General features: G+C 46.0%; 15 protein-coding genes. 8 read left to right on the top strand and 7 right to left on the bottom strand.

Going from position 1 to position 14582, the window contains the following annotated elements; genetic code table 11:
* The first annotated feature begins 2 nt into the window (after positions 1 to 2).
* The 4 genes from WG943_RS19135 (at position 3) to WG943_RS19120 (ending at position 3952) form a co-directional block, all read left to right on the top strand.
* Positions 3 to 1655 (top strand): S8 family peptidase, encoded by a 1653-nt coding sequence (locus WG943_RS19135; protein ID WP_340411445.1) that lies wholly within the window; start codon positions 3 to 5, stop codon positions 1653 to 1655.
* 156 nt (positions 1656 to 1811) lie between these two features.
* Positions 1812 to 2642, top strand: coding sequence for a type II CAAX endopeptidase family protein (locus WG943_RS19130; protein WP_340411444.1), 831 nt, complete (start codon positions 1812 to 1814; stop codon positions 2640 to 2642).
* A gap of 71 nt (positions 2643 to 2713) precedes the next feature.
* Positions 2714 to 3634 carry a ketopantoate reductase family protein gene (locus WG943_RS19125; protein ID WP_340411442.1) on the top strand — a complete coding sequence of 307 codons (921 nt, stop codon included), beginning with the start codon at positions 2714 to 2716 and terminating at the stop codon, positions 3632 to 3634.
* A 24-nt stretch (positions 3635 to 3658) separates the two neighbouring features.
* The gene (locus WG943_RS19120; RefSeq protein ID WP_340411441.1) at positions 3659 to 3952 is read left to right on the top strand and encodes a hypothetical protein; all 294 of its coding nucleotides are present in this window, start codon (positions 3659 to 3661) and stop codon (positions 3950 to 3952) included.
* Positions 3953 to 4047: 95 nt separating this feature from the next.
* Here WG943_RS19120 and WG943_RS19115 read toward each other — a convergent pair whose 3' ends face one another.
* Positions 4048 to 5565, bottom strand: coding sequence for a sigma 54-interacting transcriptional regulator (locus tag WG943_RS19115; RefSeq protein WP_340411440.1), 1518 nt, complete (start codon positions 5563 to 5565; stop codon positions 4048 to 4050).
* Between the two features lie 76 nt (positions 5566 to 5641).
* On the opposite strand from WG943_RS19115, the gene WG943_RS19110 reads away from it, so the two are divergent.
* Positions 5642 to 5821 carry a hypothetical protein gene (locus WG943_RS19110; RefSeq protein ID WP_340411438.1) on the top strand — a complete coding sequence of 60 codons (180 nt, stop codon included), beginning with the start codon at positions 5642 to 5644 and terminating at the stop codon, positions 5819 to 5821.
* Positions 5822 to 5839: 18 nt separating this feature from the next.
* Here WG943_RS19110 and WG943_RS19105 read toward each other — a convergent pair whose 3' ends face one another.
* A complete protein-coding gene (locus WG943_RS19105) occupies positions 5840 to 6940 on the bottom strand; it encodes a vWA domain-containing protein (protein WP_340411437.1) in 1101 nt (366 codons plus the stop codon).
* Between the two features lie 132 nt (positions 6941 to 7072).
* Here WG943_RS19105 and WG943_RS19100 point away from each other — a divergent pair, with 132 nt between their 5' ends.
* Positions 7073 to 7354, top strand: a complete 282-nt coding sequence (locus WG943_RS19100) for a DUF427 domain-containing protein (RefSeq protein ID WP_340411435.1) — start codon at positions 7073 to 7075, stop codon at positions 7352 to 7354.
* A gap of 88 nt (positions 7355 to 7442) precedes the next feature.
* On the opposite strand, the gene WG943_RS19095 is transcribed toward WG943_RS19100, so the two are convergent.
* On the bottom strand, positions 7443 to 8423 hold the full coding sequence (locus WG943_RS19095; RefSeq protein WP_340411433.1) for an acyl-ACP desaturase: 981 nt from the start codon (positions 8421 to 8423) through the stop codon (positions 7443 to 7445).
* A gap of 409 nt (positions 8424 to 8832) precedes the next feature.
* Here WG943_RS19095 and WG943_RS19090 point away from each other — a divergent pair, with 409 nt between their 5' ends.
* Positions 8833 to 9624: a phytanoyl-CoA dioxygenase family protein gene (locus WG943_RS19090; protein WP_340411431.1), complete on the top strand. Its 792-nt coding sequence runs from the start codon at positions 8833 to 8835 to the stop codon at positions 9622 to 9624.
* A gap of 1 nt (position 9625) precedes the next feature.
* Here WG943_RS19090 and WG943_RS19085 read toward each other — a convergent pair whose 3' ends face one another.
* From WG943_RS19085 to WG943_RS19070, 4 genes are all read right to left on the bottom strand, one after another.
* On the bottom strand, positions 9626 to 10576 hold the full coding sequence (locus WG943_RS19085) for a glycosyltransferase (RefSeq protein ID WP_340411429.1): 951 nt from the start codon (positions 10574 to 10576) through the stop codon (positions 9626 to 9628).
* Positions 10573 to 11832 (bottom strand): hypothetical protein, encoded by a 1260-nt coding sequence (locus WG943_RS19080; protein WP_340411427.1) that lies wholly within the window; start codon positions 11830 to 11832, stop codon positions 10573 to 10575. The genes WG943_RS19085 and WG943_RS19080 overlap by 4 nt, the downstream gene beginning before the upstream one ends.
* A gap of 186 nt (positions 11833 to 12018) precedes the next feature.
* Positions 12019 to 13131, bottom strand: a complete 1113-nt coding sequence (locus WG943_RS19075) for a DegT/DnrJ/EryC1/StrS family aminotransferase (RefSeq protein ID WP_340411425.1) — start codon at positions 13129 to 13131, stop codon at positions 12019 to 12021.
* Between the two features lie 3 nt (positions 13132 to 13134).
* Entirely contained in the window at positions 13135 to 13551 is a 417-nt protein-coding gene (locus WG943_RS19070) for a sugar 3,4-ketoisomerase (RefSeq protein ID WP_340411423.1), read from the bottom strand.
* Between the two features lie 119 nt (positions 13552 to 13670).
* Here WG943_RS19070 and WG943_RS19065 point away from each other — a divergent pair, with 119 nt between their 5' ends.
* The gene (locus WG943_RS19065; protein ID WP_340411422.1) at positions 13671 to 14579 is read left to right on the top strand and encodes a hypothetical protein; all 909 of its coding nucleotides are present in this window, start codon (positions 13671 to 13673) and stop codon (positions 14577 to 14579) included.
* Positions 14580 to 14582 lie beyond the last annotated feature (3 nt).

Raw genomic sequence — 14582 nt, 5'->3', positions numbered from 1 at the left:
GTATGAGAACAAACCTTATTCGCCACATAAGAGCAACTGCTGCCCTCTTTTTACTTAGTGGTTCGCTGGCCTTTGCCCAGGATGGCGTATCGTCGGTTTCTGAAATAGACAAGGCCTACCACAACTGGTATAACTTGGATGCCATGCTGGATAAAGTACCTGGTGTTAGCGTAAACCGTGCTTATAACGAACTACTGGCATCTAAACAACCTAAGAAAAAAGTAGTGGTAGCTGTAATTGATAGCGGCACCGATATAAACCACGAAGAGTTGCAGGGCAGGATCTGGGTAAATAAAAATGAAATTGCCGGTAATGGCATTGATGATGATAACAACGGCTACGTTGATGATGTACACGGCTGGGGCTTTTTGGGCAATGCTGCTGGCGAGAACATAGAGTTCGAAACGTACGAGTATGTGCGTATGCTGCGCAAACTGGCACCAAAGTATAACACTGTAACTTCTGCACAAGGCCTTTCTGAGGCAGAGCAAAAGGAATATAACACTTACCTTACTACCCGCAAAAATTACGAGAAAGAGCTAACCGAACGCCTAAAAACGAAGGAGAACCTGGATGCATTTGCCGAAGTGTTAGAGCATTGCGAGAATTTGGTTACAAAACACCTGGGCAAAGATACTTATACGGTGCAAGAACTAAAGGCAATCTCAACTCAGAACCAAGACCTGGCACGTGCGAAAGGCTGGCTGGTGCAAAAGTATAACCAGGGCTTTACACCAGAATCGTTTAAAGCATATAAGGATCATATTGATAAGTATGTTAACTATCACCTAAACCCTGAGTTCGACCCAAGATCAGAAATACTAGCCGATAACCCTGAAGATATTAACGACACAATGTATGGCAACAGCGATGTGATTGGCCCAAGAGCTGACCACGGCACACCTGTTTCTGGCATCATTGCAGGTATCAGAGGCAACGGAATAGGCATAGATGGTATTGCCGAACATGCAGAGATAATGGCGCTGCGCGCTGTACCAAGCGGCGATGAACGCGACAAAGACATTGCTCTGGCCATACGCTATGCAGTAGATAACGGTGCTCATATTATTAACATGAGTTTTGGCAAAGACTTTTCGCCGCAGAAGCACTTTGTAGATGAGGCTGTAAAGTATGCAGAGTCTAAAAACGTGCTACTAGTACATGCAGCTGGTAACGACGCCAAAAACATCGACAACACCGATAATTTCCCGACAAAGCAACTTCAGGACGGTACCCGTGCCAGCACCTGGCTAGAGGTTGGCGCCACCTCTAAAAACCTTGATAAAACGTTTGTAGGGGATTTCTCAAACTACGGGAAGGATAATGTAGACATATTTGCACCTGGCGTAGACTTAGTGCTGTTGGCTCCTGGGAATAAGTATGATAAAATGGATGGCACCAGCTTCGCTAGCCCTGTTGTATCGGGTGTTGCCGCGTTGGTTTGGTCGTATTATCCTGAGCTAACTGCCGCCGAACTGAAAGATGTGCTGCTTCAGTCATCTACAAAGTATCCGAAGCTAAAAGTATACTACCCAACTGAAGAGAAGGGTAAAAAGACAACTAAATTCTCTACTTTGTCTGCCACCGGCGGTGTTGTAAATGCGTACGACGCGCTTAAGCTAGCCGAAAAGGTGGTAAAGGAAAAGAGCCTATAAAAGCTGTAAAATATTGAGCCCACAAAAAAACAGGGAACATGATGTTCCCTGTTTTTTTGTGTACATGCAGCAAAAGCAAAATTATAACACCGCACTGTTTACGTGCTAAAGTATGTAGCTTTCGCTATATTGTAGTTCAACCTAAGCTATTGCATCATGGAAAAGCCACTTATACAGCATACTGCCCTATCTAGTATTTGGGGATTCTTTACGCTTAGCTTCGCTTTGTCGTGGGTTGTGTGGGGGGCAATGCTAGCGCTGCCATTACCCGGTTACCTGTTGCTGCCGCTACTTATACTTGGTGCGTTTGGGCCAACTTTTGCTGCTATTTACCTGGTGCACCGCTACGGCAACCCTGCAGCCAAACAAGACTTCTGGAACCGTGTGATCAGCTTTAAACGAATAACTTGGGGGTGGTATTTAGTCATACTTTTTTTCTTCCCGGCCATTTATTTGCTTGGCTACTTTATCTATTCATACTTTGGAGGCACACAACCCCCGGTTGCAAGCCTGTTTAGCGGCCTCGATTCATTTTCGGCTGTACTGCTGTTTGCCTTTGTTATGGTTATGGCCGGACCTGTTTCTGAAGAGCTTGGCTGGCGCGGCTACGTACTCGACCCACTGCAGCAAAAGTATGGCGCTATAGGCGGCAGCATCGTTCTTGGCATTTTTTGGATTCTCTGGCACCTGCCACTGTTCTTTATAGAGGGCACCTCGCAACATGCTAAGGGCTTTGGCTATCAGTTCTGGTCTTGGTCTTTCCAGTTGATCATGCTTTCGTTTGTGTTTACCTGGGTATATAACAACACCAACCGAAGTATACTTGGCGCCATACTTTTGCACCTAATGGCCAACTTGGCTTATCCTGCTAACTTAGAACCTACCGGTGAATTAATATTTACAGCTATTCGCGTGTTAATAGTACTGACAATTGTTTTAGCATGGAAGCGAAAAGCCGGCATCAGGGAAAACCTGGTTGTGGTATAAGCGTTTCAGGTAATTTCTCTAAAAAAGACATATAAGCTATCTATAGTAGCTTAAACAAGAAAGACAAACTCATGAAGATTGCAATTATTGGCACAGGCGGCGTAGGCGGATATTTTGGTGCTAAATTGGCACAGGCCGGACACGACGTTACTTTTCTGGCAAGAGGTAAACACCTGCAGGCTATGCAAACAAATGGCCTCACAGTTAAAAGTATAAACGGTGATCTGAAACTTGACAAGGTAAATATCACTGATAAAATACGAGCTATTGGACCCGTAGACTTGGTGATGGTGTGCGTTAAAGCATGGCAGGTAAAAGAAACTGCAGCAGAGCTAAAAGCAATTGTTACCGAAAATACACTTGTCTTACCCATGCAGAATGGTGTGCTTGCCGCAGAGGAGTTGGCCGAACACCTGCCCCAGCAAAACATACTTGGCGGACTTTGCCGCATCATCAGTAAAATAGAAGCACCGGGTGTTATCAACCATTTCGGCGTAGAGCCGACTATCATTTTCGGGGAGCTGGATAATACACAAACAGATCGGGTACAACAACTGCAGCAAACACTGGAACAGGCAGGAATCACAGCCAAAGCAACCACCAATATACAAGCTGAGCTCTGGAAAAAGTTTATAGGGATTTGTGTGAGCGGTTTACTTGCAGTAACGCGATCTACTTATGATCAGGTGCTGGAGGTACCTCAAACAAGACAGCTGATGGTAGAGTTGCTAACCGAGATTTATACTTTGTCGCAACGTATTGGCATCAGTATAGAGCCTGACCTGGTGGCTAACATCATGTTTAGCTTCGAATCGCTGCCACCTAACTCTACTGCCTCGCTTACTAGGGATGTATGGGAAGGCAAACCTTCTGAGATCGAGTACCAGAATGGCACCGTGGTGAGGCTAGCTCAAAAGTATAACGTTGCTGTGCCAGTAAACCGCTTTGTATACTTCTGCATCTTACCCATGGAAAATCGGGCCCGTATGTAAGTATGAATTAAGCTAAATAATTCCATGAACCTGCAAACCTTTAAACAAAGCTTAACTAATGCAACTCCTCCGGCTGGTGTACCGGTGTACCTGCAGGCGCTGTGGCACGAGGCAAATGGTAACTGGGATAAAGCACATGTACTGATACAGGACCTGCCTGATAAAAACGCCGCTTGGATACACGCCTACCTACACCATAAAGAAGGAGACACCTGGAATGCAGATTACTGGTACAGCAGAGCAGGCAAGAAAAGGCCGCAGCAAACGCTGGAAGAGGAATGGGAAAGTATAACTGCTGCACTTGTAGAGGAAGTATAAAGTATGGTGAAAACAAAAAAAGAGGCGCAAAATATTGCGCCTCTACATAATACGGAGTCAGTCCTAAACTCTCTAACTCACAAACTCTCTAACTCCTAATAGTCTTCTTCCTCTTCGTCTCCGAAGGTGGGCATCGAAAACATACCACTGAGCAGGTCTTTAAACTGCAGGCCGGTACTGAGGCGATTCTTACTAAGCTGGCTGTGCTCGGCCAGGCCGTGCAACGCAAACTCCATCAAAAAAAGCTTTTCGTCGCCTTTAGCTTTAGACTGATGCTTCTCTACTAACTCTTGCAGACCCGGCACTTTGTATAATGCTTTTTTATAATCTGCTGTGGAGGCATCATTAAGAATATCAACTGTATTCCCATCGCCAAACCAATCGGTAATCGCTTTGTAAGTATTGCCTTCTTTTGCTTTTTTAGCTTTGTCTGGGTCAGGGAAGTACTTCAGAAACTGTGTACGGATGGCTTTACCCATCAGCACCTGCGCCACATGGCCTGCCCCCTCCTGCTCTCCTTCATACACAAGCTCTACTTTACCGGTTACCGCAGGTATAGTGTTCAGGAAATCGGCTACTCTTACATAAGTTTTGTTTTCACCATTTAATAATGCCCGGCGTTCGGCAGCACTCAACAGGTTTTCGTATGCTGATATGGTTAACCTGGCAGAAACACCGCTTTTAGCATCTACATATTCACTCTCACGCGCCTCGAATGCTACCTGTTCTATCAGGTCACCGATAATGTCGTTGGTTTGCACCAGCTGTTGCTGCTCGGCTTTGATGTGTGCCTCCTGACTGGTTATCTTTTTGCCTGTTTCTATTGTTTTCGGGTAGTGCGTGATGATCTGTGAATCAATACGGTCTTTTAGCGGCGTTACAATGGAGCCACGGTTAGTATAGTCTTCTGGGTTGGCTGTGAATACAAACTGAATATCCAACGGCAAACGCACTTTGAAGCCGCGTATCTGTATATCGCCTTCCTGCAGAATGTTAAACAGCGACACCTGGATACGCGCTTGCAAATCTGGTAGCTCGTTTATAACAAAAATGCCTCTGTGCGAACGCGGAATCAATCCAAAATGGATAACACGCTCATCAGAGTAAGGCAGTTTCATGGTCGCTGCTTTTATTGGGTCAGCGTCGCCAATTAAGTCCGCTACGGATACATCGGGTGTAGCAAGTTTTTCGGTGTAGCGGTCTGAGCGGTGCAGCCAGGTAATAGGGGTGTCGTCGCCGTGTTCGTGTACCATATCTTTGGCAAAACGCGACAGCGGCTGCATGGGGTCATCGTTCAGTTCAGAGCCTTGCACTACGGGTATGTACTCATCCAGCAGGTCTATCATCTGGCGGGCAATTCGTGTTTTGGCCTGCCCACGTAAACCCAACAGGTTTATATGGTGCATCGAAAGTATGGCACGCTGCATATCCGGAATCACTGTTTCCTCATAGCCCCAGATACCCGGAAAAATCTCTTCTTTACTCTGCAGTTTTTTAATCAGGTTCTGACGAAGTTCCTGCTTCACACTCTGTGGCTCATAGCCGGCACCTTTCAATTGGCCCAGCGTTTTTATCTTCAATAAGTTTTCGGCTGGTATGTCTCTGTAGTTCATTCTTTATAGCTCAATGACTAGAAAATATTATATATTAATAGAAGGTTGATCTTATCAAAACCTTTATATTTAATCCATGAAAACAATCTCTTATAAGGATATCCTTTTGGGAATTCAAGCATTAATCGTTATTGTAGCAGCTTTTCTAAGAATTAACCACATAATTAGCTCTACCGCAATGCAGCTGATTTTTATCGGTTCACTCCTTTTCTATTTTATAGTGCGCAGGCTTAAGCTTGAGCGCAAAAATCAATAAGCTTGCCGAGCTTTCCTCTTAAAAGCTTTTCTTTCGATTGCGGCCGTAGTCTTTAAACACCAGATGGCCCAATCCTTTCAGGCTGCTGTAGTAGGCCTGGCCGTTATTTACTTTTGTAAATTCATCTACGAATTGCTGTAAGTATGGGTCTGATGCGATCATGAAAGTAGTGATGGGAATTTTGAGGCGACGGCACTGCGCAGCGAGGTTCAGCGTTTTGTTAACTACCTTTCTATCCAACCCGAAGCTGTTTTTATAGTATCGCAGCCCTTCTTTCAAGCAAGTTGGCTTTCCGTCGGTTATCATGAAGATCTGCTTGTTCGGGGTTTTGCGTTTGCGCAGGATATCCATGGCAAGCTCTAAACCAGCAACGGTGTTGGTGTGATATGGCCCTACCTCTAAGTATGGCAGGTCTTTAATCTCTATCTGCCAGGCATCATTCCCAAACACAATCACATCCAGCGTATCTTTCGGGTATTTCTGCTTCACCAGCTCAGCCAGCGCCATGGCTACTTTCTTGGCAGGTGTAATGCGGTCTTCGCCATACAGAATCATGGAGTGCGAAATATCGATCATCAGCACCGTAGAAGACTGTGTTTTGTGTTCTGTCTCGGTTACCTCCAGGTCCTGCTCTGTTAGCCATAGGTCGCCTATGCCGTGGTTTATCTGGGCATTCCGGATAGAGTCTGTCATGGAGATCTGCTCCAGCGCATCTCCGAAACGGTACTCGCGGCGGTCTGTGCTGGCTTCGTCGCCGATGCCAGTATGTGGAGTAGCATGGCTGCCTTTGCTGCCTTTCTTCAGTTTGCCAAAAATTTCTTCTAAAGCACTCTTTCGTATACTTTGCTCGCTCCTGGCTGTCAGCTGGAATGAACCTTTCTCCTGCGGGTTCTCATCAAGATAGCCTTTCTTTTTCAGGTCCTCAACAAAATCGCCGATGCCATACTCATCGCCGGTCAGGTTATATTGTTTATCCAGCGAACTAAGCCAATTAAGCGCCTCTCCCACATCACCGGAACTGATGGTAACCAGTTGCAGGAAGATCTTCAGCAGCGACTCAAAACCAGGCTTATCGTCCTGCGGCGGCACATACTCTGTAAATCGATATCCTAAAGCCATAAAAAGGAATTATATTAATTACAACAAGTACATGGTGTACATTGTTCTTTAACTGGTGCAGGTATTATTAGCACACATTTTATTTACTCTCTCTTATCTAGAGAACTCATACTTACTAAAAACGAAGAATCTATGAAAGCGATATGGAATGACACCGTAATTGCTGAAAGTGACCAAACTATAGTCATTGAGGGCAATCATTATTTTCCGCCAGATGGCATCAATAAAAAATACTTTGAACAAAGCGACACCAACACTTCATGCCATTGGAAAGGCGAGGCATGTTATTACCATCTTCAGGTTGATGGAGAAGTGAACCCGGATGCTGCCTGGTATTACCCTTCGCCCAAAGACGCAGCAGAAAACATTAAGGACTATGTTGCCTTTTGGAAAGGAGTAAAAGTGCAGGAGTAGAACTGAAGAGTCCTCACAACTAAAGTATAAAGTACAAAAAAGGGTTAGCTTTTGGCCAACCCTTCTTCTTTATGCTTTAGCTTACAGCTTAGTCAATCCAACGGAACTTGTACTCTAACTGTGGCACTTTCATACGCTCAGCTACGCGCTTTAAACGATTTGGCAGGGCCATTACATAATCACGGGCACGCTCACCGGCTTCGTTAAGGCCTGTAAGAGTTTCCACTTTCCACTCTTTAATCAGGCCATCCAGAATGTCGGTATAGTCTGCAGAAGTATAAACACCGATACGCTGTGCTGCATCTGTAAAGTGACCGAACGTTTTACCCAAATCCACACCTAGCTCACGCATGTAATGGGCAGGCATTACGATTTTCTTGCGCATCATGTCTTCAAAAGCCAGCATCATCTCGTTCGGGTCAGCTTCGAAAATTTTTCCAACAAACGATTTATAAGCTTTGGCGTGTCTTGCCTCATCGGCGGCAACGTGGCCACAAAGCTTCGCCAGCATGTTATCGCCTTCTTTTTTAGCAATCTGGGCAACACGGCGGTGCGATATGTTTGTAGCTGTTTCCTGGAAAGAAGTATACACAAACGAACGGTAAGGATCGTTATCTGTTTGCAGATCAAAACCATCTGCGATCAGGTACTGCGTAGAGGCCTCCATTTCGCGCATGTTGATGCGGCCAGTTAAGTATAAGTAACGGTTCAGTACGTCGCCGTGGCGGTTTTCTTCGGCAGTCCAGGCACGGTTCCAGCGCATCCATGGCCCCTTCGGGTCGCTTGGCAGACCTTCAATGGTCATCAGCCAGCTTTCGTAAGTAGGCAGCGCCTCTTCTGTGATGGTATCGCCTACCAGTACAGCTAATAGATCATAACTCAGGTCACGGGCACGCTCACGCAGTTCCTTTACTTCACTAAAAAAGGTATCAAGGGTAGCATCAGGTAAAAGGTCGGCTGGTTGCCAGCTGTCTTCTACAGACTTTAGGAACTCAGACATTTTCTCGTTTACGAAATCTTCCATCCACTTGATGACTTCTGCGCGGGAAGCGGTTACTGCTGTGATCATTTGTTCTAATTTATTATGAAAGGTCAAATATACTTATAAATGCCAATAAAGCACCCTTACCTGTTAACAATTTGGAAACACGTCGTCTGGAAACTCACCATGGTGCCTTATCAAACTATTGCTTACGAAATTATAGGAGTAAAGTATGTATTGCACTGCATGCATACTTCTAACTAACAGAAAAAGAACGAAATAAAACTATATTTCCCAGCAAACCGCACCGTTAGCCACGGAAACCGAAAGCTGCTCTTTACCAATTTATACTGTAACCCACAGATACGAATATGTGGCGAAAAGGAAGTATGAAGTTCAGCTACGCAGCCAGAAATTAGTGCAAAATGGCGGGTTGCGTATCTATTCGACTTATCTTTGTAGAGCGTATAATCAGCACAAGCTTTTAGCTACGAATATGTTACAGCAACCTTTTAAAATAGACGGACCGCGTGCTTACGGAGAACAGTTGGTGTTGGCAAACCAGCACGATAATCTAGTAGCGCAGGTAAGCTGGAGGGATGTTGGCTATACTGTGGTACCTTTCCTGGGAGACAGCCAGTTCAGCCTACTGAAGCAGGGCCTTAAAAAGCTATTTGTTAAGGCTTTAGCCAAAGAAGGCATAGCTGTACCAGAGAGCTTTAGCATAGACCAGTACCACCAGCTGGTAAACGGAAACCAGGAGCTGCATCTGAAAGTGCTGGAGCATACGAAGGCCATTGATTATGCTCATTTCCCGATTTATCCAGAAACAATGACGGCACGCATAACCGAAGAATTACAACTGCCACTAACTACCCGCAACCCCAACACTGGCGAAAATATTTTCCACCTGCGTGTGGTACGACCGCATGTTTCGGACTTTAACCCGCTGCACCGCGACGCCTGGCTCGACGAACTAAAGGGAAGTATAAACTTGTATGTGCCTCTGGCGGGCAGTACAGAACGCTCCGCACTTGTGGTGGTACCGGGAAGCCACTACTGGCCAGAGTCTGATGTAGAACGAACCCTTGCAGGTGCTGTTATGAACGGTGCTAAGTATAACGTGCCGGGGCTTACCGACACTAAAAAACAACTTAACCAGGTAAGGCCAAATCCATCGGAAAACGAGGTGCTAATCTTTTCTCCGTACCTCATTCACGGAGGCGCTACAAACGAAAACCCTGATACAACACGGGTGTCGCTGGAGGTAAGGTTGTGGCGTGGCTAAATCAGGGGTTGCGATAACGCAGCCGGTAATACAGCTTCCTTAGTACCGAGAGGTTAACTTTATACTTATTCAGGAGCTCCATGCACCTGTAAGGCGCAGGCAGGTTTGGCAGTACCTGGTGCAGCAGCAAGAGCATCTGGGCCGCCTGCTTAAAATTACCAGAGAAATATGTTTGTCTTACTTCATACTTCAACCTAGTTATCATGGCCGCCTTCTCTTCCGGTGTTTGAATCAGTTCCAGGGCTTTTTCCAGTATCAGCACATGAGAAGCTAAATGCCTGTCGCCTTTCGAGTACCACTTACTGGACATAGAACTGCTGTGGATGCGGCGCCTTGTTGTAACCTCCGCCATGTAGTGATATTTATACTTCCTGGCAGACCTCACCCAGAAATCAAAGTCTTCATAATACAGGTTTTCGTCATAGCCACCCAGGAAGTCAAAAACGCTGCGACGCACCATCATGGTAGGCGAGCAAATAAAGTATCGCCGTAACACCTCGCTAAAAACATCACCATTTGGGGCTGGCTTATACTTTTGGCTATGGTAGTATAAATGCTCAGAATCATCTGAAATGTACTCTGCATCCGAGTAAACTATGCCGTAGCTTTTGTCTAGTTTTTGGAAGGTTGCAACCTGCTGCGCCACCCGTTCTGGCAGCAGTACATCATCTGTTGCGAAGTCTATAATATACTCTCCCAAACTGGCTTGTAACCCTATGTTGAATGCAGTACAATTGCCCCTGTTGTGCCCGGTGCTGATGAACTTGAGTTGCGGGTGCTTTTGCAGGTTAGCTTCTATGATTGCCATACTCCCGTCGGTGCTGCAGTCATCTACTACAATTACCTCTATGTTTTGGTACGTCTGAGCTAGCACCGAGTCCAGCGCTTCCTGCAAAAAGCGCTCATGGTTGTAGCACAGGCAGATGATGGAAACTAGTGGCTGCGTAGTCATGGGCGAATGTATTTGTTATAATAGAGCATAGCAAAGCCAAGCGTAGCGACATAACGTAAAGCATGGGCCATGGTAATGCCTTCCAGTCCGAAGGGCTCTATGAGTATACTTACCAGCGCTATATAAAGTATAGCCGACGCTACCTGCCAGCCAATGTAAAGCTTTACGTGTGCCCGCACTACAATCAGGTTTGTTAGCACAATGCTCCACATCCTGAAGAAGTCGCCCAGCAGCTGGTAATCGAAAAGATATTCGGCCTTTACAAAATCCTGGTTAAAGAGCAGCAGCAGTACCCACTCCCGCAGCAGGTACACCACCAGCAAAGCCAACAGCAAGCCCGGCAATACCAGATAAAAAGTGCTACGCACAAACTTACGCAAAGCATCCTCTTCGTTAACCATAGCCGCCATGCGCGGGTACACCAGCATGCCAATTACGGCAGTATACACGGTGCTGTAATTTTCAGAAACTTTAACCACCGCCTGCCAAAGCCCCGTCTGGTACAAATCAAAGCGTGCGATAACGTAGTCCCGGATAAAAAAGTCTGTAAGCCTGAGGCAAACCACAGCGCTAAGCGCCATCAGAATATATTTCCAGAGGTCTTTGTAAATGCTTCGGGGGATACTGACTTTTTTAAGAGGCGGTAGCAGGCGCTTAACGTACAAAATGCCCAACGTCAGGAAAAAAGCCAGCGACTGCGCCCCTAGTACCCATAATAGTACCTGGCTTACTTGCAATCTGCCTTGGCTCAGAAACACTACAACCATAGCTGAAAGCGTCATGAACGCTACGCTTAGCACATGCCACTTTAGTTGCTGCCTTGCCAGCAGGATAGCCAACAGCATAAGGTTTAAGGTTAGGAGAGTGCTCCCAATACCAAAAAGTATAATCCAAATCCATACTTCGCCAACTCCTAAATTTGCCGTAAAAGCCTCTAAGTAGTATCCCGGAAAGCTAAAAAACATACTTAGTACCGCTACTGCGCAAAGTATATTAAATATGGCTCCAGCCCAGAAGTAACGCCTGTAGTTTCGGCTTGCGGCACTTCCTTTTGCCAAGAATTTTATTAATCCGATGTTGGTGCCGCCATCCGGAACGGTGGTTATAATAGCCAGCAGGTTTTGAAAATGGGCGTAAAGCGTGATACCGTTAGGGCCATAGTATATGGCAAACAGCTTGTTAATAGCAATGCTGGATACGGCACGTATCAGAACCGACAGAAAAGACCAGAAGGATGATTTTAGTAGTCGCAGCATTTATTTGGCCAAAGCTACTGCAAAATAAGGTTTTTCTGTGGAGGATGGGTGGTTAGGCAAAAGATTATTGGGCGAATTGCAAAGGATACAACCGATGGTGCGAGCATCTTTGCCGGCGACTAGCTTTAGCGTATTTTGATTTACATTGCTAGTGAAAGCAATAACACTGGCAGAAGCTTTAGCTTTTCACTTATAAAACACCTGCACAGCCTGTATCACCTGCTCCTGCTCTGCCTCGGTTAGCCCCGGGTAAAGCGGCAGGCTAAGACTGGTTTGCGCCCACTCCTCTGCCACCGGAAAATCACCTGTTTTGTGGCCCAGAAAAGTATAGGCAGGCTGCAAGTGCACCGGCACGGGGTAATGAATAGCTGTACTTATTCCCGGCTCTTTCAAATGTGTTTGCAAAGCATCCCTGTACTTTGTCCGGATATTAAAAATGTGGTAAACATGGCTGCAGTCTTGTGCGGTTACAGGTAATATAAGATCACCTATGTTTTGTAGCTCCTGCAAGTATACTTTTGCCAGCCGCTGCCTTTCTGCGTTGTACTGTTCTAGGTGCTGCAGTTTGATGCGAAGTATGGCCGCCTGTATTTCGTCAAGGCGGGAGTTTACACCAACCAGCTGGCCTATATACTTCTGCTTCTGGCCATAGTTGCGGTACTGTTTCACGTAATCGGCTACCATAGCATTGTGTGTTACCACAGCACCGCCATCACCCATGGCTCCCAGGTTCTTGGTAGGGTAAAAACTAAAAGCAGCCGCATCACCAAAAGTGCCAACTTTCTGACTGTTGTAAGTTGCTCCATGGGCCTGGGCGCAATCTTCAATTACACTTAAATTATACTTTTGTGCCAGTTGCAGCAGTTCGTTCATGTGGCAAGCCTGCCCATAGAGGTGCACCGGAAGTATGGCTTTGGTACTTGGCTTGATGGCGTTTTCTGCGTTGGCAGCTGTTATGTTATACGAATGGGCATCGGGCTCCACCAGCACTGGTCTTGCCCCCACGTGCAGCACAGCGTTTACTGTGGCCATGTAGCTGTTGGAGGGCACCAGCACCTCTGATCCTGCTCCTATACCAAGTGCCTTTAAGGAAATCACCAATGCATCATATCCGTTTCCGACACCTAAAGCTGTTGCTCCCTCTGCCAAGTAAGCCGCAAATTCCTGTTCAAAGAGTTGTACCTCCTCGCCAAGTATAAAATTACCTCGCTGCGCCGCCTGCACCAGTGCCTGCTCCAGTTGTTGCTGCACACCCGGCACAAAATTCCGGAAAGCAAAAAACGGTACTTGCTCCTGCATAGCTTATACGTTAGGATCCTGTGCTTTTTGTAAAAACGTTTGGTAGTCTCTTATGTAATCTGCCTCGTCAAAATCAGAGGAGGTAAGGCTTAAAAGTATGGCCCCTTCCGAAAAGTATAAGTTTGCCCAATGCATTGCCGGCAAGTATAAGCCTTGGTCTGCCTTGGATAATGTAAACGTTTCGGTGTAATCTCTGCCATTGTCTGCCTCTACTTTTATTTGTCCGGTAATAGCAACCAGCACCTGCTCGGTTGCCACGTGGGCATGCCTGCCTCGCACCACCAGCGGAGGTGTATTATATGTCCAGAAAACACGCATAACGGTAAAGGGTAACGTTTTAGCAAATTGGGTAGAGCTGATATAACCCTCGGCAGGACTGCCTGTAACATTAAACGGAATAAGGTATGGCTGTTGCGGCAAAGTATGTAAAGTATAGTTTCTGTAGAACGAATATAGGGCTAATTCTTTTTACCTGCTTGCCTGCGGCTATAGTTACGCTAAATTTGTAACACTGGCAGCTAAGCCACAGAATCCGTTTTATGCTTTACCTCATACTTAGCGTTTTAGTAAGCGCCTCCCTTATTTTTATCTTCAAGCTGTTCCAGAAGTATAATGTGCATACGTTTCAGGCTATTGCGATAAATTATGCTGTTTGCGTGGCGGTGGGTTTTATGTTTCCGGGTGGTACAGATGTGCTACAACCCCAAACGTTTGGCTATACTTGGGCTTATGCCGCTATGGCGCTGGGCACTATTTTTATACTTACATTTTACTTAATGGCCCTCAGCACGCACAAGGTAGGTGTAACGGCAACTTCGGTGGCAGCCAAAATATCATTGGTGATACCGGTACTTTTCAGTTTGCTCGTGCTCAAAACCAGTTTAAAAGAGTATAACATCATCAACTACCTAGGCATGGCGGCTGCGTTAGTGGCTATTGTGCTTTCATCTATCCGGCCACGGCAAAATGGCGGTATAAAAACTTCAGCAGCAGTATCTTTCCTGTTGCCTTTCATCATCTTTATAAATGGCGGCATTGCCGATTCGCTTATCAACTACACCAACCAGCACTACCTGCAACCACACCAGGCCAGCCAGTTTACTATGTTAACCTTTGCCACTTCGGCTGCTGTTGGTTTGCTGGCCTTGCTGGTACTGCTCCTGCTCCGTAAAGTAAGGCTGAATTTAAAAAGTGTACTAGCTGGTGTTCTGCTGGGCGTGCCTAATTATTTTTCCATTTATTTCCTGCTGCTGGCTCTCACTGCTTTTGGCAACGACGGTGCTTTTCTGTACCCCATCAACAACATTGGCATTATACTTACTGGTGCAATAGGAGCAGTGATTTTTTTTAACGAAAAGCTTACCAGACTCAACCTTTTTGGTATTGCCGTGGCCGTTTTGGCTATTATACTTATCTCGTATCAGGAAATTTTAGCTAACTTACACTAGCCT

The sequence above is a fragment of the Pontibacter sp. H249 genome, assembly GCF_037892465.1.
GTDB lineage: Bacteria > Bacteroidota > Bacteroidia > Cytophagales > Hymenobacteraceae > Pontibacter.
The sequence above is the reverse complement of the archived record's forward strand: the minus strand, read 5'-3'. Positions and strand labels throughout refer to the sequence as shown.